Consider the following 20,378-nt stretch of genomic DNA (forward strand, 5'->3'; position numbering starts at 1 on the left):
CATGAATTTACTGATGTCTGAAAAAGATTGAACAGATATGCTACTATAAGAATATCTAACATGATTGACACCTATTGCTTGGCAACATAACATTCCAAGGAAGGGAAGGTATGTACATGTATGAGCAGAAAACAAAGGAAAACGAGGCAAGTGTAGTGGAGTTTATTGAACAGATAGAAAACACTGGAAAACGAGAAGACGCATACAAGCTTTTAGAGATTTTTACGGAAACCTCAGGTTATCCACCCAAGATGTGGGGAGCTAGTATAATCGGCTTTGGGTCATACCACTACAAATATAAAACCGGTCATGAGGGGGATGCAATGCTTGTCGGCTTTTCACCTCGAAAGGCAAATTTTAGTCTGTATTTTGCTACCGGTGACACAGAAAGAGAAGCATTGCTAAAAAAGATTGGTAAGCATAAGTCCGGGAAATCCTGTGTGTATATTAATAAGTTGGACGATATAGATGTATCTGTCTTAAAAGAGCTCATTACGCAGTCTATTACCTTTCTTAAAAAAACATATCCAGTAGAATAACTCCCTTAAAGGTGCCCTCGAGTGGGTCCTTTTTTGTTTGAATAAAGAAAGGCTTTGCGTAGAGGGTAGGACAATGAAATAAATGTCAAAGTTTGTAGAGACACGAATTTCTACAGCATTTTCGTATGGATGATATTTTTAATTATAGTGGGTAAGCCGTTACGAAATTTAAAGCGTTTAATCATTTCCGCTATATGACGGAAAATCAATGTGTTCAGTTGAAAGCGCTTTTAAAATATACTTGATGTAGTAGAAAAACAAGGAGGAACCAACATGAAGAATATAATGCTAGCATGTTCAGCAGGTATGTCTACAAGCTTACTCGTTTCCAAAATGGAAGAGAAGGCTGCAGAGAAAGGAATAGAAGTAAACATTTGGGCAGTTGCACAGGACAAAGTGGTGAAAGAAGTCGAAAAAGCAGATGTGCTGCTAATCGGACCGCAGATGCGATTTATGAAAAAGAAGTACACGGTAGTTGCAGAGGAACACGGCATCCCGCTTGATGTGATTGACCCAATCGCATATGGGAGAGTGGATGGAGAAGCTGTCCTCAATAAGGCCTTAGAGTTAATGGAGAATTAACAGATGAAGAGGGGGAACGATCATGAATAGTAAGTTCATGAATTTTTTAGAGAACATGTTATTGCCAATTGCAGATAAGCTAAATAATAATCGTTATTTGTCTGCCTTAAGAGATGGATTTATGGTTGCATTACCACTAATCATTTTTGGCTCTATCTTTGTCGTAATTGCTAACTTTCCTTTTCTGGATAAGATGATCAGTGAAGAAGCATTTACGGCATATCAAAACGCGCTTGGACCGGCTTCGGCAGCAACATTAAGTATAATGGGTGTCTTTGTCATGATAGGTATTGGTTATAAACTGACGGAGCACTACGGTGGTGAGGCCATCTATGGTGGAGTAGTAGCCTTAGCCGCATTCTTAATTATGACACCACAGGTTCTGGATGGGGTATCTGGTGTTATTCCTACTTCCGTTCTTGGGGCAGAAGGAATGTTTCTAGGTATCTTTACAGCGTTTATATCAGCAGAATTATATCGCTATTTTGTAAAAAAAGATTGGACCATTAAAATGCCAGCGGGTGTCCCTGGTGCTGTGTCCAGGTCGTTTAGTGCACTAATTCCGATAACGTTAACCTTAACGGTATTCTTGTTAATCCGTATCATATTTAGTTATACAGGCTTTGAGACAGTACAGAACTTTATTTATAGTGTTATTCAACAGCCTTTGACTGTACTTGGAAGCGGTCTACCTGCAACAATCATAGCGGTCTTATTAATTCAGGTCTTCTGGTTTTTCGGACTGCATGGTCAAATTATTATCAACTCCGTATTTGACCCGATTTGGTATACGCTTAATGATCAAAACCTTACAGCATTTCAGGCAGGTACGGAATTACCGAATATTATAACCAAGCAATTTATAGATTCGTTTTTAGTAGGGATGGGCGGATCTGGTATGACGCTTGCAGTAATTATTTTAATCTTTATGATTGGAAAGAGTAGACAGTTAAAAGAGCTAGGAAAGCTCGGGGCGCCAGCAGGTTTATTTAATGTGAATGAACCAATTATTTTTGGATTGCCAATTATTATGAACCCATTAATCTTAATTCCATGGTTGGTTGCACCTGTAGTAGTAACACTTATCACTTACTTTGCAATGTATTCAGGCATTGTGCCACCACCAGCTGGTGTTATTGTTCCATGGACGACACCTCCTATATTAAATGGATTCCTAGCCACAGGAAATGCCTGGCAGGGCGGTGTATTACAAGCCTTTAACTTACTGGTAGTAATCGTCATATGGTGGCCATTCTTAAAGATTTTAGATAAAAACTATTACGAGACAGAGAGAAAAGAAGCTAAGTAAGTAGGATTCTAGATTATTTCAAAAAGTAAACGTGTAACGATAATAATAGACTTTCGAGGTGGATAGCTTGTGGAGACAACAACAGAAATTGCTTTTCAAATAATACTATTTGCTGGAAATGGAAAATCCAACGTTATGGAAGCAATCCAGGAGGCAAAAAAGGGAGATTTTGCTGAGGCAGATCGATTGGTAGAAGAAGCTGGGGAAGAGTTAGGGAAAGCCCATTCTTATCAAACACAACTCCTACAAAAAGAAGCAAATGGAGTAGAGAACCTGATCAACGTTATGCTAATTCATTCACAGGACCACTTAATGACTGCGATGACTGTACGAGATCTTGCGATTGAAATTATTGAAATTTACCGGAATAAGTAATAAGGCATCAAGTGCAATAGGAGGAATAATAAATGGAAAAACAAACGAATTATTCATTCCCTAAGGATTTCTGGTGGGGAAGCGCGACATCTGCTACCCAGATAGAAGGAGCAGCAGATAAAGGTGGAAGAGGTAAGAATATTTGGGACCATTGGTTTGAAACAGAAGAAAATCGTTTCTTTGAAGGCGTGGGACCCGAGCAAACATCTGATTTCTACCACCGTTACAAAGAGGATATTGCCCTGATGAAGGAAATTGGCCATAATACGTTTCGCTTTTCGATCTCCTGGTCCCGCCTCATTCCTGGTGGACGGGGAGAGGTCAATAAGGAGGCAGTAGCGTTTTATAATGCGGTAATTGATGAATTGTTAGATAATGATATTGAACCGTTTATAAATCTCTATCATTTTGACATGCCTTATGAATTACAAGAAGAGGGCGGTTGGGAAAGCCGCGAAGTAGTGGAAGCCTATGTGAGCTATGCTACGGAATGTTTCCAGCTGTTTGGCGAACGCGTGAATACTTGGTTCACCTTTAATGAACCAATTGTGCCAGTTGAGGGCGGTTATTTATATGATTTTCATTACCCAAATATTGTCGATGCTAAAAAGGCCGTACAGGTTGCATACCATACGATTATTGCCCACGCTAAAGCAGTAGAAGCATTTCATGGTTTACCAGGACAAAAGGGAAAGATTGGTATAATTTTGAACTTAACACCTTCTTATCCAAGAAGCCAACATCCTGCAGACTTAAAGGCTTCCCGAATTGCCGACTTGTTTTTTAATCGTAGTTTTTTAGATCCTGCCGTATTAGGGGAATATCCTGAGGAATTAATTGAACTTCTAGGAGAACATGGGCAATTGCCAGAAACGCTGCCCGGGGATAAAGAGTTAATAAGCGCCAATATAGTAGACCTGCTAGGTGTTAATTATTATCAGCCACGACGCGTCAAAGCGAAGGAGAATGAACCAAATAAAGAGGCACCGTTTATGCCGGATTGGTTCTTTGATCAATATGAAATGCCTGGAAGAAAAATGAATAAATACCGTGGGTGGGAGATCTATGAAAAAGGCATCTACGATATTATGATAAATTTAAAAGAAAATTATGGGAATATTGAGTCGTTTATCTCAGAAAATGGTATGGGAGTGCAAAATGAGGAACGCTTTACCGAGGGCGGAGAGATCCAAGATGATTACCGCATTGAATTTATTCGAGAGCATCTGAAATGGTTGCACATGGCAATAGAAGAGGGTTGTAATGCTAAGGGCTACCACCTTTGGACTTTTATGGATAACTGGTCTTGGATGAATGCATACAAAAATAGATATGGCTTCTTCTCCATAGATCTTGAAACGATGGAAAGAGCACCGAAAAAGAGTGCAAGGTGGTTCAAGGATGTATCTATAAATAACGGGTTTTAAACAGGTGTATTGCCACATTTGCACACTGGGAATATAAGAGGACCGTTAACTTTTTAGGTATACATGAAGAAATAATGCACGTGTGTAGAGGAGAGTCATGATCATGAACTCCAGAATGAAAGTGATATTAAAGGAGCTTATGCAGTCGGAAACGTATGTAACGGGTAAGTATCTCGCAAATATTAATAAAGTAAGTACTCGAACCACCAGGGACGATATTCGAAACCTAAATATAGAACTGGCAGATTACGGCGCTCTAGTGGAATCTATAATGAGCAAAGGATATAAATTAGTTATAAAGGATGAACAGCTCTTTCGGAATTTCTTGACTGAGATGTCAGAGTATTTGTACATGAGGGATGATGTACACCCACAGACACCGAAAGAGCGTGTACACTTTATTATGGTTCGATTACTGCTTGAGGAACTTTATATTAAGCTTGAAGATTTGGCAGAAGAATTGTTTGTCAGCAAATCAACAGTTCAAAATGACTTAAAGGATGTCAAAAGAATTTTGCTTGCTTATGACATTACTCTCGATTCCCGCCCAAACCATGGATTGATGATAAAAGGGGACGAAGTAAAGGTCAGGTTTTGTATTGCCGAAATTATGTTTAACCGTACGCAAGGGGACGGGTTTAATTACCTTGACCCTCTATTTTCCTTTTTGACGAAGGCAGAACTTGATACAATTCAAGACATTATTTTAACACAGATTAAAGCACATTCTATTACGTTATCTGATATTGCCATACAAAATCTTGTCGTACATATCGCGATCGCTTATGAACGGATTAGGAGCGGTAACCATGTTACATTGTACAGATTGGATGCACAACAAATTGAGGAACAAACGGAATACGTTGTGGCTCACAATATTGTAGATAGTATTCAAAAGACATTTCTAATCACTTTTCCGCAAGAGGAGACAGCGTATATCGCCATCCACTTGCTAGGCACTAAGATGCTTACCTTTGATGCTAAGGGAGATAGGCTGGAGCAGGTAATGGAAGCAGAGATCCTAGAAACTGTGACCAAGATGCTTGAAAGAGTAGAAAGTGAATTAAGTCTGGGTGTGAAGGATGATCAAGAATTGGTCATGGCCTTATGTCTACATTTAAAGCCAGCGATTAATCGGTATAAATACGGCATGAATATTCGCAACCCTATGCTTGCTGATATAAAAAGGAATTACCCACTTGCTTTTGAAGCAGGGATATTAGCAGGATTAGTGATTGAACAACATACCGAAACGAAAATAAATGAAAATGAAATAGGCTATTTAGCACTTCATATAGGAGCCGCCATTGAAAGGAGAAAAATCACCTCAGGTCCATTAAGGTGCCTGGTTGTTTGTGCGTCAGGGCTGGGGACAGCACAATTAATTTATTACCGGTTAAAAAACCGATTTGGAGAGAGTTTGGATGTTGTAGGTACAACAGAGTATTACAAATTGAAAAAGCGGTCTTTAGAAGGTATTGACTTTATTATTAGCTCCATCCCAATTAGAGAGGAATTTCCAATTCCAATATTGGAGGTAAACGCAGTATTGAGTAGTAACGACATGGAAAAGGTTGATCGGTTTTTGGCAAAAGAGCAAAACAATACATCTAGGTTGTTTAAGCGAGAGCTGATGTTTCTGAACATGGATTTCAAATCTAGAGAAGAAACAATGACGTATATTTCCGAGCAACTTATGCAGCGGTCTCTTGTAGAAGAGACATTCCTTTCATCTATTTATAAAAGAGAGGAAGTAGCACCAACCTCATATGGGAATCTGGTCGCCATACCTCATCCAATAACACCGCAATCATCCCAAACGTTTTTAGCAGTATGTACCTTACAGGAGCCGATAGAATGGAAAGAAAAACAGGTCCAATTTGTTTGTGTACTTTGTGTGAAAAAGAATAGCCAGGAGGACCTCCAATTTATGTACGAAGCACTGGGGGAAATTGTAGCCAGCAGGCCACTAGTAGAAAAATTAATCAGTGCGAAAAACTATGACGAATTTATGAACCAACTTATAAGGGAAGCAGAATTATAAGGAATCTATTCTAGTTGAATAGATTCCTTATTTCATGTTAGGACAAGATAATAAAGCCACATAATGCCTTGTAATACACGAAGTATTGGGGAAATCTAATAGTGGACTTACTTCTTTATTCATGATATATTTATATTGAATTAAGAATATATTAATTAAGTATAATCGAACATATAGGAGGTACGGATGGTGAACGAATTAAAAGGAATCCACCATGTTACAGCAATTACGAGCAGTGCAGAAAAGAATTATGAATTTTTTACGTATGTACTTGGAATGCGACTTGTTAAAAAGACAGTGAACCAGGATGATATTCAAACATATCATTTATTCTTCGCAGACGATAAGGGAAGTGCGGGAACGGACATGACCTTTTTTGACTTTCCTGGTATCCCCAAAGGGAGCCATGGCACGAATGAAATCTTTAAAACGTCCTTCCGGGTTCCAGATGATGCCGCGCTAGATTATTGGGTGAAACGATTTGACCGCCTTGAAGTTAAGCATTCTGGAATTAAGGAGCAATTTGGTAAAAAAACGTTATCCTTCATTGATTTTGATGACCAGCAATACCAACTAATCTCTGATGAACATAATGAGGGAGTAGCTTCAGGTACACCTTGGCAAAATGGCCCGGTACCACTAGAGTATGCCATTACTGGCCTTGGCCCTATCTTTGTTCGAATTGCTAATCTAGATTACTTTAAAGAGGTGCTAGAAAAAGTATTACAATTTAGAGAAGTTAACAGTGAAGGCGCCTTTCATTTATTTGAAGTTGGTGAAGGAGGCAATGGTGCACAGGTAATTGTAGAGTATAACCCTGTTTTGCCAAATGCAATTCAAGGTTTTGGAACAGTGCATCATGCAGCCTTCCGTGTAGAAGATCGTAACGTACTTGAGGAATGGATTAAACGCATGGGTGACTTTGGTTTTCAAACATCCGGTTATGTTAACAGACACTTTTTCGAATCACTCTATGCCAGAGTAGCACCACAAATTCTGTTTGAGTTTGCGACAGATGGACCTGGATTCATGGGGGATGAGCCATACGAAACATTAGGAGAAAAACTATCACTTCCTCCATTTCTAGAGCCGCAAAGGGAAGAAATCGAAAAAATGGTACGTCCGATCGATACTGTTAGAAGTACCAAGGATCTCACAAAAGAATAGCATGTAGAAAACCTGTCAGCAGCGAAAATTTGCGTTGGCAGGTTTTTTAATTTATACACACTATCTACTTCTTTTGTATGTATGTTAAGGATTATCTAACAAATAATATGCAGGATAAACCTTAAAAGGAGAGATAACATTGCAACTTGCATCCCATGAGTTAAACGAGTTAAGCGAGCTTATAGCCGGCTGTTTTAACACAGTAACCTGTATGTCCAGTTTTATAAACCAGGCACAAGACCCAGAATTGAAGGAAATGCTTCAAAGGCATTTTCCCCTTCATGTAGCGGATTATAACCTTAAAGTGGAGTTTGTTCAAAGCGCTACCACGCCTGATATTAATAAATTTCAGCCAGCAGAATTACTCCCAAAGCTGGATTCATATACAAAGGCTCCGGTAAGTCAATTCCCTTCTTCTGCTCCACGTACTGACGTGCAAAAGCATACTGACAGAGAAATTGCGCTAGCCTATCTTCTAGGTCAGAAAGCTTCTGCCAAAAATTATGCTGCAGCTACGGTAGAATGTGCTAATCCCGATTTAAGAACATTCTTAGAGAAAGCTTTCCTTAATAGTAGCCACCATGCATATGAAGCTTGGGAATATATGACGAAAAATGGTTATTATCCACTTATGCCAGCGCCCCCTGAAGCAATTCAAGCCATTGCTGGCATGTATCAGCCTGTACAACACCAGTAAAGAAATAAGAGAAATAAACCGATATGTGATCGTTACATATCGGTTTCTATTTAACGATTACATATCATAATAATGTTTCCGTCAGGATCCTTTACAGTGAAAAAAGCCAGATCATCATACCGTTCTATTGGCGAATCAACGTGGTAGCCTAGTTCTTTTACAAAAGAATAAGCATTTTCAATCTCATCGGTGTGGAAATTGAATATCGGATGTTTCGACGGATACACTTGCTTTTTCTCTCTGCGGGGCCCTGCGTCTAATAGTAGACCCGTATAATGATTGATATTCATTTTATATACTGGTTCTCTCACTTCTTCTGCTTCATATGTTTGTCCAAGTAGGCGACAATACCATTCCACCGATGTAGGTAAGTCGTTAACATGGATAAATACTGTGTTCATTTGATTTTTAATTGGACTCTTCATCGATTCACACTCCTTATTTAAGTCATTGCACCTTGCCCAACTTTCGTAAATGGTAGTATCTTGTCTTAAACTTTGTTGCCCTCTTTGGTATATATAAATATTCTCTACGGTCACTACTTTTCCTGCATTTTTCTTTCTGGCTGGAATAAAATATGGGGGAAATTTATTTACCGATACTGCAGGAAATTACAATAAAGAAGATGAATAAGATAAGTGGGATTATAACGAGAAGAAACGTGGAGGTGGAAGTAATATGACGAAAAATCAGGAGTTTTTTAGAAAGATAAATAATGCTTTTATGACGGGTGATGTGGACACAATCTTTGCAAATATTTCAGAGAATATTGTTTGGAATATGGTAGGGAGTAATGTTCTGGAAGGGAAGGATACCGTAATAAAAGAAATGGAGCCAATGAGGGGTTTTGAAACAGCCCATCAAACAAAACAGATCATTACACATGGGAAGACGGCTGTTATTGAAGGAACAATGGCAATGGAGGAAGAGGGTGTTCATAAGAAGTACGCTTTTTGTGATATCTATAAGCTGGACAAGCATAAAGATGGGAAAATAAGTGAAATCACAGCATATTTAATTGAGATAGAATAAGGGGCTGGGAGAATGGATTCAATTCTTTTTATTCACAGTGCGGGTCCACAGGAAGGTCGAGAAGGTAGTCAGTTGCTGGCCCATTATTTGAAAAAGGAATGTGCTAACACGCATAATATTATTCATCCAGCAATGCCATCGCCTTTGGATCCTTATTATGCAGAGTGGAAGAAAGAGATTCGGAGAACACTAGATTTGGTGGAAGGAGAAGTTACTTTAATTGGCCATTCATTAGGAGGTTCTGTATTGCTTAAATATTTGGCTGAAGAAGTAAACATACCATTTAACAAACTGATTTCCATTGCCGCACCCTTTTGGGGTATTAATAAAGGATGGCAAAGAAAAGATTTTATCCTTAAGTCCAATATCTCAGGGGAAATTCCATACGTTCCTAATATTTTCTTTCTTCATAGTAAACTTGACCCAATTGTCCCAATTGAACATATGCAACGTTATTTAAAGCACTTTCCTCAAGCTAAATTTATTGAACTTGAAGGGGATGCTCACTTGTTTATGGATGGATTGCCTAAGTTAGTTGAGGTGCTAAAAGAAGCGTAGTAACTTCATAGTTCAAATTAACTAAAAAAACTTGCTGTTCTGTCTAACTGTGTTATTCTTTTTTTAACTATTAATCAGGAGGATGCAGTATGGAAGAACCTTTATTTAACATTCCTCACCACACTTATTCTACACTAAGCCAGGCCGAACGTTATCTGCTCGAGTACATTCACCAGCATATTGGAGATATTGCAACAATGTCGATTGTGAAGCTAAGTGAGCAGGCCAATGTATCTACAGCTACGATTGTAAGGCTTATGAAGAAAATTGGATATAATGGGTATACATCTTTTAAGTATAGGCTTAAACAAGATAAAAAAATGATGGATGCAGATGATTCACTGCGAGATATTGATGACGATATTAAACAAGTCATTCGTAAAAATGAAGAAGAAGTACACAAGACCATCCAATTACAAAGCGTAGGACAGATAGAAGACGCTGTTCAAAAAATACATGACGCAGAAAGAATATATATTTTCAGCAGAGGTTTTTCTGAAATGATAGCAAAGGAAATGATGATCAAGTTACAAGCCTTGGATAAGATATGTGAAACACACGAAGATCCTAATATTATCCGTGTGAAATCTAGGAAGGTCGGTAAAAATGATTTAGCTATTTTTGTCTCATTGAATGGTGAAACAGCAGAGTTGGTTGAAGCATGTCAGAATTTAAATATTCGTCAGGTAACAACCATCACCTTAACGACGAAGGTAGACTCTACACTCAGTGAACTATCTGATATGACGCTTCTTGGTTATAAGACAGATCATTCCTTGTTTCAAGAATATGAAGTACGTTCTAGACTTTCCCTAAATGTAATAGCCCGAATATTACTTGACGCCTATGTTATCCGCACAAAGAAATAGCTGTTTTACCCCCTCTCTTATTAGAAGAGAGGGTTTTTTAGTTTTTCTTATGTGCTTTTGTAAAGGTTTACAAAAGCTGAAAACATTTACACAAAAAATTATGTAATACTTAAAATAACAAAAAAGAAAGAAGGTGTGACTTTGATTTATACTTGCACCATGAATACAGCAATCGATTTATATGTCGCCTTAGATCACTTAGTTCCTAATAAGGTCAACCGTACTCGCGACGAGGATTATCAGCCGAATGGAAAAGGTGTAAATGTTTCCATCATGTTAAAAAAGTTGGGTATTGAAAATACCGCCCTAGGATTTATAGGGGGATTTTCTGGTAAATATATCGACGACTCATTGAGAGACTTACAGATAACAACCGAATTTATAGAAGTGGATGGTATCACTCGAATCAACGTCTTTGTCAATGCCGAAGAAGAGTACAAAATTGTTAACCAGGGACCGACGATAAAGGCAGAAGAGGTACAGCACTTATTGCAAAAAGTTCAGGGTATTAAATCGGGTGATACGCTCGTGGTTTCAGGTAGTCTGCCGAAAGGAGTCCCTGAATCGGTTATAACAGACATAGCGTCTATTTGTGCGGAGCAGCAGGTGAAGTTGGTTCTTGATACAAGTGTTGATTCTGTACTAGACACACTTTCATACCAGCCATTCCTTTTAAAGCCAAACGATGAGGAGATTGCAAAGTGGTTCCAAAAAGATCATCCCTTAACTGAAGAAGAATTACTGATATACGGACAAGAGTTGCTAATAAAGGGAGCACAGAATGTAATCATTTCTAGAGGAGAAAAAGGAGCGTTATATTTAACTGAAAACATGCAGTTAAAAGCTAATGCGCCTAAGGGAGAAGTGGTAAATACAGCGTGTTCTGGAGATGCAATGCTTGCTACTTTTATCGCAAGGCAGAATCAATCAAGCTCAATGGAAGAAGCACTGGCCTATGCCGTCGCAACTGGGGCCTCTACTGCATTTTCCAAAGGCCTCAGCGATTTAGAGGATGTATCAAACTTAAGAGAACAAATTGACATCACTACTTTATAAGGGGGAGTAATAATGAGCAAGAAAAAAATTGTTGCGGCAACAGGATGCCCTACAGGGATAGCTCACACGTTTATGGCTGCAGAAGCTTTAAAGAAAGCAGCAGAAAAATTAAATGTTGAAATAAAAGTGGAGACACATGGTCAAGTAGGTGTTGAAAACGCCTTGACCCCTCAAGAAATTAAAGAAGCAGATGGGGTTATCATTGCGGCTGATAAGGACGTTAATGCCGATCGTTTTCATGGAAAGCCATTGGTTGACGTACCTGTAGCGAAAGGAATACGTACTCCGGAAGATCTCATCAATCAAATTATAAATGGAGAAGCATCCGTGTATCGAGCAAGCGATTATGAAGGAAGTAGTGAATCCAATACCGAAGACACAACTACTCAACACGATAAGCAGACTACTTCAGGAAAGAATTGGGGTCATACCATTTATAAACACCTAATGAATGGTGTTTCCCACATGCTTCCGTTTGTTGTAGGTGGCGGTGTGCTTATAGCCATATCGTTCCTATTTGGAATTTATTCTGCAGACCCTGAAAACGAACAATATAACCAGTTCGCAAAACTATTAAATGATGTGGGCGGTCTGAGTTTTAGTGTAATGGTACCAATTCTAGCTGCATTTATTGCAGAGTCTATTTCCAAACGACCCGGAATGGTAGTTGGGTTTGTTGGTGGTCTTTTAGCAGATCAGGGAGGAGCAGGATTCCTTGGCGGTATTCTCGCTGGTTTTATTGCAGGTTATATTATCATCTTGCTACAAAAGCTTTTGAAAAAAATGCCACATTCTTTAAATGGGCTAAAATCAATCTTTTTATACCCAGTACTTGGTATCTTCCTTATTGGGATTATTATGACACCTATCATCGTGCCATTGACTGGCCTTAATGAAGGACTAATGAGTTTTCTTGAATCTGTTCAATCTACTAACCCACTACTCTTAGGTTTAATTGTAGGAGCGATGTGTGGATTTGATATGGGCGGACCTTTTAATAAAGCTGCCTATGTAACTGGCACACTACTTTTATCTGAAGGAAATCTCTATTTTATGGCAGGGGTCTCTGCAGCATGTATAGCGCCACCTTTAATTATTGCTTTTGCAACTGTGATCTTCCGCAAATACTTCACGAAAGAAGAGCGTAATGCAGGTGCTGTAAACTTTATTCTTGGTTCAACCCATATTACAGAAGGAGCAATCCCATTTGCAGCTAAAAACCCCGTCGTTGTATTGCCGATCATTATGTTAGGTTCCGCAATCGCTGCAATCTTGACCTATATGTTTGGCGTGCAGGTCCCTGCACCACATGGAGGATTTCTAGTTTTACCAGTTGTCACTGGAGCATTTCAATGGGTTCTATCTATTTTAATTGGTTCCCTTGTCGGAGCATTCATCTATGGACTGTACAGAAAGAAAGCAGCTAACAACCAACCAATTAAGGAGTGACAAAAATGAAAAATATGATCAAATCAAGTTATGTTAAATTACAAGCAACAGCATCCTCGCAGTTAGGTGTTTTTCAGGCAATTGCCGACATAGCAGTTGAAAATGGGATAGCGGATAACGCCGATGAAGTGGTTAAAGGACTTAAAGATAGAGAAGCACAAAGCACTACTGGGTTTCAGGATGGCTTTGCCATCCCTCATACTCAGTCTACTTCGATAACAAAGCCAGCGGTTGTGATCGTACGTACGGAGACAGGCATAGAATGGGAATCATTTGATAACCAACCAGCCTTTTTCTTCATCTCTTTGTTAATTCCAGAAGCTGAAGCAGGAACTACGCATTTGCAGGCTCTTTCAGCCCTATCAAGAACACTAATGGATGAAGAGAAGAGGCAGCAATTGTTAGATGCAACAACTACGGAGCAGCTTTCATTATTAGTAGAAAAATCTATTACACCAGAGGAGGCAAATTAATATGGGTTTATTATCAACTACACCAATGCTACAGAAGGCTAAACGAGACAAACATGGGATTGTTGCATTCAACGTCCACTCATTCGATAGTATTTTCTGGGTTTTGGAGGCTGCAGCGGAGCTGAAATCTCCTGTCATTCTCCAGACAACCGTAGGAACGGTTAAATCACTTGGCGCAGAGAATATTGTGAAGGTAGCAAAAGCAGCCTCAGAGCATTATCAGATACCAACTGGTTTGCACTTGGATCATTGCACAGATTATGAAGTGATTAAAACAGCTATACGTGCTGGCTACACATCTGTCATGATTGATGCGTCCATGCATGCTTTTGATGAGAATGTGAGACAAACAAAAGAAGTTATGGACTTGGCAGATTCCCTAGGAGTAAATGTAGAAGCTGAACTTGGAAAAGTTGGTGGAGTGGAAGACGACATCGTTGTAGCAGAAGAGGATGCTCAGAAAGCTGTGCCAAAGGACTGCCAAAGGTTTGTTGAGTTAACGGGTGTTCCAACACTTGCACCTTCTATTGGCACGGCTCATGGTATCTACAAAGGGGATCCTGATATTGATTTTGACCGAATAGAAAAGATTGCACAGGTTGTCGATGTACCACTTGTGCTCCACGGTGGGTCTGCCGTTCCCGACCAGGATGTACGGAGGTGTGTTGCAGAAGGAATGGCTAAAGTCAATGTATCTACTGAACTTAAAAACGCTTACTCCAAAGCAATACGTGAGCATTTTGAGCAGGAACCGGATAGTCTTGATCCACGAGCATATTTGCAAAAAGCGAAAGATGCAGCGAAGGAAATGGCTAAATCAAAGATTCGAATGGTCGGAAGCGAAGGAAAAGTTGTTCCCGTATTTTCTGAGTGATAAAATAAAAGAAGTTGGTCTTTCTCTGTTGGGGAAAGACCGTTTCTTAATGGAGGGAATAAACAATGAAGCTTATCGCAATTGATTTAGATGGAACACTTCTTTCCAGTAACGGCACAATTAGTGAAGGAAATGTAAAAGCTATTAAGTCAGCACAAGAGGAAGGTCATGTCGTTGCTATATCCTCTGGGAGGTCATTGCACGACACGCGGGAAATAATGCGACGTGCTGATATTACATGCCCTATTATTACAGGGAATGGTGCAAAATCGTACCATGCAGAGGAATATATCCATAATTTATACTTTTCCGATCAAGTGCTTAATTCTATGATGGACGTTTTAATTGATAGTGGCCTGTATTTCGAAATTTATACGAAAGACGGGATTTTGGTCGAGGAAAATGGAAGAGAGCAGCTTGAGCAAGAAATTAGAGACCTTGGTGAGGATGATCCAAGCTGGGCTGAAAAGGTCGTAGAAATACAGTACCAGCAGCATGGTCTGCAGTATGTCCCACAATACACGGACATTGACTTTGCCGGCAAACAAGTTTACAAGCTATTTGTCATGTCCTTTCAGAAAGACGAATTAGATAAACTTCGAGATCACATTGCTGAGAGAACGGATATTTCGATTACAACCTCAGGCAGGCAAAAGCTTGAAATTGGGCACCCAAAAGCAAGTAAGGGACATGCTTTAGAGCTCATCGCTGATTATTTTTCTGTACCGTTGGAGAACACGGTGGCAATTGGGGACAACTTTAATGATCTTTCCATGTTTGAAAAAGCTGGCATAAGTATCGCAATGGGGAACGCGGAAGTGGAAGTAAAGCAGCGATGTACATATGTAACAGGAGATCATGTTGAAGATGGCGTGGCAGAAGGATTTAGGAAATATATTTTAAATTCGTAATAGGGAAGAGGACAGTTCGTAACTGTCCTCTTTCTGTATAATGTGTGAAAAATGTACGTGATTCGGGAACGGGTCTGAGTATGAGTGTTTCTAGCTTTCACTTATAATATAAGCATCAGGTATACCAGCTTTTTTTACTTGATTAAGCTGATTTTCTGCATTTGACCGCTTAGAAAAAGCACCAGCTTGGACTCGAAACCACAGCACACCAGATAGGGTTAAACTATCCACATATGAGGTGATTCCTTTTTTCTTTAAAGCCTCAACTCGCTGCTCTGCATTCGCTTTGGATTTAAAGGAGCCTGCAATAACTTTGAATAACTGGTCATCACTTCCATTACCTTCTTCCTTACGCTGAAGGTTAAAAGCTTTAACAAGACCGTTGACATGCCCCTGGGCAACCCGTTGCCTCCATGAAGCGGTTCGCATTAAGGCAGCATCCTGTTGGTTGTCAATGAACCCATTTTCCGATAGCATTGCTGACATAGTAGATTCCCTTAACACGTGAAAATTTGCTTTTTTCTTGCCGCGATTGCTTAACTGATTGACTTTCGTTATTTCAGCGTGTAATACGTTGCGATATCCTGCGGTTTTGGAGGAATCAGATAAATTGCTGTGAATATAATCTTCATACCCTCTAGCACTCCCGTTAAAAGCATTACAATGAATGGACAGGAAATAGTCCGCTCCCCAGTCATTCGCCTCGTTTGTCCGTTGCTGCAAGCTTTTACTACTATCAGAGGAACGACTTAATCGGACATCCACATTGCGATAATCACTTACCAAAATGCTACGTATCCGTTGGGCAATATCTAGTGTAATATTCTTTTCACTCAAACCATTCCCCTGTGCCCCGGGGTCATTCCCTCCATGGCCGGGATCTAAATATAACTTCACTAAGAACGCCTCCTATCATTTTTTAAGCTCACTAACAGCTTATGAAATATGTCAGATTAACTGTTGGACAAACAACATCAGAATGACATAATTCCATGTCTGCCAATGCCCTTTTACTCCCTATTATCGAAAGAAATAGGCTTTTCGGGGCGTAAACCTAGCGTAACCTGTTAAAATAGAAAAAAATGGGCTTGTGGAGGGGTAGAAATGATAGAGCAAATAGATCTTAAAGAGATACCAGTATTGGTAACAGAGCATTATGTGCTTCGGGGTGTAGAGAAAGAAGATGCAAAAGAGCTATATCTCTTTATGGGGGATCAAGAGACAATGCAATATATTACGAGAAGTTTGCTCTAAAAAAGGAAATTCCATGGGTGATTCTAGACAAGGAAACTCGGAAAGTGGTTGGCCAATTCCGCTTTCATAAGTTGCATCTTTGGCATAAGAAGGCAGAGATGGGCGCGGTGATACGGAAAGAATACCAAAATAAAGGTGTCATGACCGAAGTACTTGAAGCTGTGTTAGACTTTGGCTTCCATACATTAAGGTTAAATCGTATCGTTGGGGATATATTTGCAGGAAATGAAGGATCAAGGAGACTTATGGAGAGGTTTGGTTTTAAAAAAGAAGGCGTATTGCGACAAACCGATTTTGATGGGGAAAAATATCATGATACGGTTGTTTATAGCTTACTACAGGCAGAATATAGAAGAATATAGTAGAGGCATTCGCAGGAAGTTAATCCTTTGAATGCCTCATTATACTTAACATTATGCTTCTGTAACTTTTGGCTTTTTCTCTTTCTTTTTGCCAATTAAGACGGCTTTTGCTTTTTCCCTACTCTTTTTGTGACTAAGAACGTAAAGCGTATCGTTCATATGAATGACGGAATTTCCTGTAGGTGTGATTAGCTCGCCCTCACGAATTATCCCAATAATTAACGTGTTATCAGGTAATATCAAATCAATCAGTGATGTATCGACTGCTGGTGACTTTTCAGTTATAGCAACCTCGATTATTTCTGAATCAGTTGTACCTAAGTTAATAATTTCGAGGCTTGGCAGTAAATCTTCTTTTTCTTTCCCCGTTAGATTAAGCTTTTCTGCCAGCCAGGATAGACTGCTACCCTGGACGAGAGCAGATATCAATACGACGAAGAAAACAGCATTGAAGATGAGTTGGCTACTCTCTATGCCCGCTATAATAGGGTATGTTGCTAGTACAATCGGAACAGCCCCTTTTAATCCTGCCCAGGAAACAAATACTTGCTCCTTCAAATTGTATTTCATGAAGACCAGCGAGAGAAAGACTGCAATAGGCCTTGCTACGAACATTAAGATGATAGATAGGGCAATCCCTTGCCAGAAGACCTCCAATAACTGACCTGGAAAGACTAATAACCCTAGCAAAATAAACATTAGAATTTGCATCATCCAGGCAAATCCCTCGTTAAACCGTAAAATTGTGAAGCGATAAAGGAGGTCATTGTTGCCTACAACGACAGCCATAACGTATACAGCAAGTAGTCCACTACCGCCAATTGAATCAGTTAAAATATAAGTGAGCGAGGCCATTGCTAAAGCAAGCACGGGATAAAGCCCAGCCGTATCAAGCTTGATATGATTGATAATGAGTACAGTTAACTTTCCAAGTGCCATTCCAAGTATTAGACCAAGCCCCATTTGCAAAAAGAAACTACCGACGGCTGTCCAGATAGAACTATCAGGTATTTGAATGATCTCAATAAAAGCGACGGTCAAAAACACAGCCATCGGATCATTTGAGCCAGATTCCGCTTCGAGGGTAGAAGTTAACTTGCGTTTAATATTTTTATTTCCTAATACAGAAAAAACTGCAGCGGCATCGGTTGAGCCAACGATGGCTCCGAAAAGCATACCTTCCAATAAGGAAAAATTGAGGATGTACATTGCAGCTAATCCCGCAATAGCTGAAGTTATGAGAACCCCGAAAGTTGCCAGGATACTTGCTGAGCCAATGATCGGCTTTATCTGGGACCACTTCGTTTGTGTGCCACCTTCAAAGAGGATTATAATAAGAGCCATTATTCCAATCAATTGGGTGATTTCAACATTTTCAAAGAATACAAATTGGTTCATGCCCATTCCGACAAGGAGGAACAAGACTAGTGAGGGTAAACCGAGACGGGTAGAGAATTTAGTGGCTAGAACTCCCATGAGCAACATAGAAGTAAATAAGAAAATCATTGTTTCTATTGACATTATATGAACAGCCCTCCGATGCAAAAAGATTATACTCTTCTATTTAATTTTAAACTTTATTTCAGAAAAAACAAAACATAACGCACTTTAATAGCTAATTTTATATCCATGTATATAAATGACAGTCTGCGTAAAACTAAAAAAACCCTAGAAAAGGAGAATGTGCAAATGGACGAGAAAAATAACCAGTTCAAGGAAAACAAAAATCATGGTGAACACCGTAACGGACGAAAAAGCCAATATAAAAACAGCAATTCAAAAGGCGGAGACGAACCAAATCAATTTATCTCAAAAAAGTAGAACGTTTAGAGGTGACCATCCAGTAAGTGGATCGGTCGCTTTTTCATTTTTTAAGGAAGAGGATTGTCCAATAATGACCTCTCTATATATAAATGTATGCTGTTTCCCTAATCTAAAGGACTAAAAAGGGTTGCATTCTATATAAAGTTAGTGTAAGTTCTTTATATAGAACGAAGGGTTATAACAGTCTATAATCTCCGTAAAATTACTTAAGTAGCAAAGTTTGTTTAAGAATAAGGGGGATTACTTAACTTTTTTGTTCTTTATTGAGTACGAAATTAATTGAAGTGTTAAACAAGAAGTCACCTGGTATAAAACAAAACGGTTTAAGCAGGAGGATCTAGTTAGAAAGGACCGTTCTGCATAGTAGGAAATCATTCAAACTAGGAGAAGATAAGAGGTGCGGACAATGCTAATCCAAGTATTTATTGCCATCATACTCGTTCTTATAATCATAAATGTGTTGATTAATCTAAAAGGCGAAAAACATACCGAGGACAGCGTTATTACAGAACAGTTTATTGTAAAGTGGTTGAAGAATGATAATGGCACATTGGCGACATATATCAAGCCTGACAAGCAGTTGGATGAAGACCTTGTTTCAGGTAGAGAAGCTCTTTCAGAATCGCTTGGATTATGGATGCGTTATGCAATCGAAAAAGAAGATAAGAAGATGTTTGATAACGCCTATATGCAGTTGGTTAATCATTTTCTTAAGCAGGATGGAATGGTTTATTGGAAGTTGACGGAGAAGGGTAAAAGTGATGTGTACACCAATGCATTGGTAGACGATCTACGGATTATTGCCGCCCTGATGGATGCCAATAAGAATTGGCCAAAGAGTAGCTATCCATACAGTAAAACGGCAAAGCAAATCGCGAAATTTCTGAGTACCTATAGTAAAAGTGGAGATGTATTAACCGATTTTTATGATAAAGGAATGCGATACAATAGTAATTATCTTACCTTATCTTATATCGACACTGCGGCATTGAGGCAGATGAGAGGAAATGGACTCATAGCGGGTTCACTATATGAAGCTACTGTAGATGTCCTATTGCAGGCACCTGTTATAAATGGCTTTTTTCCAAAATCCTATCATGCCACAAGTGAGCAGTATATCTACGAAAATGAAGTCCATATGATCGACCAGGCGTTAACTGCGTACCAACTGTCTTTGGAAGGGGAGAACTCCGAAGTGTTTTTAGATTTTATTAAGAATGAGCTATCAGAGAATGGCAAGATATACGGTAAATATAATCGACAGACGAAGGTTCCAACAGTCGAATACGAATCTCCCGCAGTTTATAGCCTCCTCATCCTCTATTGTTTAGAGGTTGGAGCAAAGGAAGTAGCAGATGGACTGTATAAACGAATGCTTGATTTCCGAAATGTCGAGGCAAATGATCCATACTATGGTGGTTATTCCGTTTACAAGCAAAATACACATATCTTTGATAATCTTCTTCCATTACTAGCAGAATTGAATGTATCTAGTTCAAATTAACTATTCTTTACAAAGAATTTACAGTAACTTAATACCCCCTTGATATACTTTTAACAATAGAGTACTTGGGGG

The 20,378-nt window shown here is 39.2% G+C and carries 23 protein-coding genes; 20 read left to right on the plus strand and 3 right to left on the minus strand.

What is annotated here, in order from left to right; translation table 11 throughout:
- Positions 1 to 116 precede the first annotated feature (116 nt).
- The 8 genes from K3T81_RS01085 (at position 117) to K3T81_RS01120 (ending at position 8,140) form a co-directional block, all read left to right on the plus strand.
- Complete coding sequence (locus tag K3T81_RS01085) at positions 117 to 539, plus strand: DUF1801 domain-containing protein (RefSeq protein ID WP_238017629.1); 423 nt, start codon at positions 117 to 119, stop codon at positions 537 to 539.
- A gap of 273 nt (positions 540 to 812) precedes the next feature.
- Complete coding sequence (locus K3T81_RS01090) at positions 813 to 1,121, plus strand: PTS sugar transporter subunit IIB (RefSeq protein WP_036577782.1); 309 nt, start codon at positions 813 to 815, stop codon at positions 1,119 to 1,121.
- A 22-nt stretch (positions 1,122 to 1,143) separates the two neighbouring features.
- On the plus strand, positions 1,144 to 2,430 hold the full coding sequence (gene celB, locus K3T81_RS01095; RefSeq protein ID WP_238017631.1) for a PTS cellobiose transporter subunit IIC: 1,287 nt from the start codon (positions 1,144 to 1,146) through the stop codon (positions 2,428 to 2,430).
- Between the two features lie 69 nt (positions 2,431 to 2,499).
- A complete protein-coding gene (locus tag K3T81_RS01100; RefSeq protein WP_338044581.1) occupies positions 2,500 to 2,805 on the plus strand; it encodes a PTS lactose/cellobiose transporter subunit IIA in 306 nt (101 codons plus the stop codon).
- Positions 2,806 to 2,837: 32 nt separating this feature from the next.
- Complete coding sequence (locus K3T81_RS01105; protein ID WP_238017633.1) at positions 2,838 to 4,232, plus strand: glycoside hydrolase family 1 protein; 1,395 nt, start codon at positions 2,838 to 2,840, stop codon at positions 4,230 to 4,232.
- A gap of 103 nt (positions 4,233 to 4,335) precedes the next feature.
- On the plus strand, positions 4,336 to 6,276 hold the full coding sequence (locus tag K3T81_RS01110) for a BglG family transcription antiterminator (protein WP_238017635.1): 1,941 nt from the start codon (positions 4,336 to 4,338) through the stop codon (positions 6,274 to 6,276).
- A 189-nt stretch (positions 6,277 to 6,465) separates the two neighbouring features.
- Positions 6,466 to 7,443, plus strand: a complete 978-nt coding sequence (locus K3T81_RS01115; protein WP_106898593.1) for a ring-cleaving dioxygenase — start codon at positions 6,466 to 6,468, stop codon at positions 7,441 to 7,443.
- A gap of 139 nt (positions 7,444 to 7,582) precedes the next feature.
- A complete protein-coding gene (locus K3T81_RS01120; RefSeq protein ID WP_238017638.1) occupies positions 7,583 to 8,140 on the plus strand; it encodes a spore coat protein in 558 nt (185 codons plus the stop codon).
- Positions 8,141 to 8,190: 50 nt separating this feature from the next.
- On the opposite strand, the gene K3T81_RS01125 is transcribed toward K3T81_RS01120, so the two are convergent.
- The gene (locus K3T81_RS01125) at positions 8,191 to 8,565 is read right to left on the minus strand and encodes a VOC family protein (protein ID WP_106898211.1); all 375 of its coding nucleotides are present in this window, start codon (positions 8,563 to 8,565) and stop codon (positions 8,191 to 8,193) included.
- 253 nt (positions 8,566 to 8,818) lie between these two features.
- Here K3T81_RS01125 and K3T81_RS01130 point away from each other — a divergent pair, with 253 nt between their 5' ends.
- The 8 genes from K3T81_RS01130 to K3T81_RS01165 all read left to right on the plus strand — a co-directional run bounded on the left by K3T81_RS01130 (position 8,819) and on the right by K3T81_RS01165 (position 15,362).
- Positions 8,819 to 9,172: a nuclear transport factor 2 family protein gene (locus K3T81_RS01130; protein WP_106898210.1), complete on the plus strand. Its 354-nt coding sequence runs from the start codon at positions 8,819 to 8,821 to the stop codon at positions 9,170 to 9,172.
- A gap of 12 nt (positions 9,173 to 9,184) precedes the next feature.
- On the plus strand, positions 9,185 to 9,730 hold the full coding sequence (locus tag K3T81_RS01135; RefSeq protein WP_238017641.1) for an alpha/beta hydrolase: 546 nt from the start codon (positions 9,185 to 9,187) through the stop codon (positions 9,728 to 9,730).
- Positions 9,731 to 9,819: 89 nt separating this feature from the next.
- Complete coding sequence (locus K3T81_RS01140) at positions 9,820 to 10,599, plus strand: MurR/RpiR family transcriptional regulator (protein ID WP_238017644.1); 780 nt, start codon at positions 9,820 to 9,822, stop codon at positions 10,597 to 10,599.
- Positions 10,600 to 10,740: 141 nt separating this feature from the next.
- Complete coding sequence (gene pfkB, locus K3T81_RS01145) at positions 10,741 to 11,655, plus strand: 1-phosphofructokinase (protein WP_238017646.1); 915 nt, start codon at positions 10,741 to 10,743, stop codon at positions 11,653 to 11,655.
- A 12-nt stretch (positions 11,656 to 11,667) separates the two neighbouring features.
- A complete protein-coding gene (locus K3T81_RS01150) occupies positions 11,668 to 13,104 on the plus strand; it encodes a PTS fructose transporter subunit IIC (RefSeq protein WP_161464130.1) in 1,437 nt (478 codons plus the stop codon).
- Between the two features lie 5 nt (positions 13,105 to 13,109).
- On the plus strand, positions 13,110 to 13,577 hold the full coding sequence (locus K3T81_RS01155; protein ID WP_234368395.1) for a PTS sugar transporter subunit IIA: 468 nt from the start codon (positions 13,110 to 13,112) through the stop codon (positions 13,575 to 13,577).
- A gap of 1 nt (position 13,578) precedes the next feature.
- Complete coding sequence (locus K3T81_RS01160; RefSeq protein ID WP_238017649.1) at positions 13,579 to 14,451, plus strand: class II fructose-bisphosphate aldolase; 873 nt, start codon at positions 13,579 to 13,581, stop codon at positions 14,449 to 14,451.
- 65 nt (positions 14,452 to 14,516) lie between these two features.
- Entirely contained in the window at positions 14,517 to 15,362 is an 846-nt protein-coding gene (locus K3T81_RS01165) for a Cof-type HAD-IIB family hydrolase (RefSeq protein WP_238017651.1), read from the plus strand.
- A 90-nt stretch (positions 15,363 to 15,452) separates the two neighbouring features.
- On the opposite strand, the gene K3T81_RS01170 is transcribed toward K3T81_RS01165, so the two are convergent.
- The gene (locus tag K3T81_RS01170; RefSeq protein ID WP_238017654.1) at positions 15,453 to 16,259 is read right to left on the minus strand and encodes an N-acetylmuramoyl-L-alanine amidase; all 807 of its coding nucleotides are present in this window, start codon (positions 16,257 to 16,259) and stop codon (positions 15,453 to 15,455) included.
- A gap of 207 nt (positions 16,260 to 16,466) precedes the next feature.
- Between K3T81_RS01170 and K3T81_RS01175 the strand changes: the two genes are divergently transcribed.
- Both K3T81_RS01175 and K3T81_RS01180 read left to right on the plus strand, forming a co-directional pair.
- A complete protein-coding gene (locus K3T81_RS01175) occupies positions 16,467 to 16,616 on the plus strand; it encodes a GNAT family N-acetyltransferase (protein ID WP_238017656.1) in 150 nt (49 codons plus the stop codon).
- A 17-nt stretch (positions 16,617 to 16,633) separates the two neighbouring features.
- Positions 16,634 to 16,978, plus strand: coding sequence for a GNAT family N-acetyltransferase (locus K3T81_RS01180; protein WP_238017659.1), 345 nt, complete (start codon positions 16,634 to 16,636; stop codon positions 16,976 to 16,978).
- A 51-nt stretch (positions 16,979 to 17,029) separates the two neighbouring features.
- Here K3T81_RS01180 and K3T81_RS01185 read toward each other — a convergent pair whose 3' ends face one another.
- Positions 17,030 to 18,499 (minus strand): potassium/proton antiporter, encoded by a 1,470-nt coding sequence (locus K3T81_RS01185; RefSeq protein ID WP_238017661.1) that lies wholly within the window; start codon positions 18,497 to 18,499, stop codon positions 17,030 to 17,032.
- Between the two features lie 168 nt (positions 18,500 to 18,667).
- On the opposite strand from K3T81_RS01185, the gene K3T81_RS19445 reads away from it, so the two are divergent.
- Together K3T81_RS19445 and K3T81_RS01190 are read left to right on the plus strand one after the other, a co-directional pair.
- A complete protein-coding gene (locus tag K3T81_RS19445) occupies positions 18,668 to 18,799 on the plus strand; it encodes a hypothetical protein (protein ID WP_259343671.1) in 132 nt (43 codons plus the stop codon).
- 409 nt (positions 18,800 to 19,208) lie between these two features.
- Complete coding sequence (locus tag K3T81_RS01190) at positions 19,209 to 20,306, plus strand: glycosyl hydrolase family 8 (protein WP_238017663.1); 1,098 nt, start codon at positions 19,209 to 19,211, stop codon at positions 20,304 to 20,306.
- Positions 20,307 to 20,378: the final 72 nt, after the last annotated feature.

It is taken from the genome of Oceanobacillus jordanicus, assembly GCF_022095695.1.
Lineage (GTDB): Bacteria > Bacillota > Bacilli > Bacillales > Amphibacillaceae > Oceanobacillus_B > Oceanobacillus_B jordanicus.

Bases quoted from the DNA above. Each gene is read 5' to 3' on its own strand.
- K3T81_RS01085 (WP_238017629.1), top strand. From the start codon at position 117: ATGTATGAGCAGAAAACAAAGGAAAACGAGGCAAGTGTAGTGGAGTTT.
- K3T81_RS01090 (WP_036577782.1), top strand. From the start codon at position 813: ATGAAGAATATAATGCTAGCATGTTCAGCAGGTATGTCTACAAGCTTA.
- celB (WP_238017631.1), top strand. From the start codon at position 1,144: ATGAATAGTAAGTTCATGAATTTTTTAGAGAACATGTTATTGCCAATT.
- K3T81_RS01105 (WP_238017633.1), top strand. From the start codon at position 2,838: ATGGAAAAACAAACGAATTATTCATTCCCTAAGGATTTCTGGTGGGGA.
- K3T81_RS01110 (WP_238017635.1), top strand. From the start codon at position 4,336: ATGAACTCCAGAATGAAAGTGATATTAAAGGAGCTTATGCAGTCGGAA.
- K3T81_RS01125 (WP_106898211.1), bottom strand. From the start codon at position 8,565: ATGAAGAGTCCAATTAAAAATCAAATGAACACAGTATTTATCCATGTT.
- K3T81_RS01130 (WP_106898210.1), top strand. From the start codon at position 8,819: ATGACGAAAAATCAGGAGTTTTTTAGAAAGATAAATAATGCTTTTATG.
- K3T81_RS01135 (WP_238017641.1), top strand. From the start codon at position 9,185: ATGGATTCAATTCTTTTTATTCACAGTGCGGGTCCACAGGAAGGTCGA.
- K3T81_RS01140 (WP_238017644.1), top strand. From the start codon at position 9,820: ATGGAAGAACCTTTATTTAACATTCCTCACCACACTTATTCTACACTA.
- K3T81_RS01150 (WP_161464130.1), top strand. From the start codon at position 11,668: ATGAGCAAGAAAAAAATTGTTGCGGCAACAGGATGCCCTACAGGGATA.
- K3T81_RS01155 (WP_234368395.1), top strand. From the start codon at position 13,110: ATGAAAAATATGATCAAATCAAGTTATGTTAAATTACAAGCAACAGCA.
- K3T81_RS01160 (WP_238017649.1), top strand. From the start codon at position 13,579: ATGGGTTTATTATCAACTACACCAATGCTACAGAAGGCTAAACGAGAC.
- K3T81_RS01165 (WP_238017651.1), top strand. From the start codon at position 14,517: ATGAAGCTTATCGCAATTGATTTAGATGGAACACTTCTTTCCAGTAAC.
- K3T81_RS01175 (WP_238017656.1), top strand. From the start codon at position 16,467: ATGATAGAGCAAATAGATCTTAAAGAGATACCAGTATTGGTAACAGAG.
- K3T81_RS01185 (WP_238017661.1), bottom strand. From the start codon at position 18,499: ATGTCAATAGAAACAATGATTTTCTTATTTACTTCTATGTTGCTCATG.
- K3T81_RS19445 (WP_259343671.1), top strand. From the start codon at position 18,668: ATGGACGAGAAAAATAACCAGTTCAAGGAAAACAAAAATCATGGTGAA.
- K3T81_RS01190 (WP_238017663.1), top strand. From the start codon at position 19,209: ATGCTAATCCAAGTATTTATTGCCATCATACTCGTTCTTATAATCATA.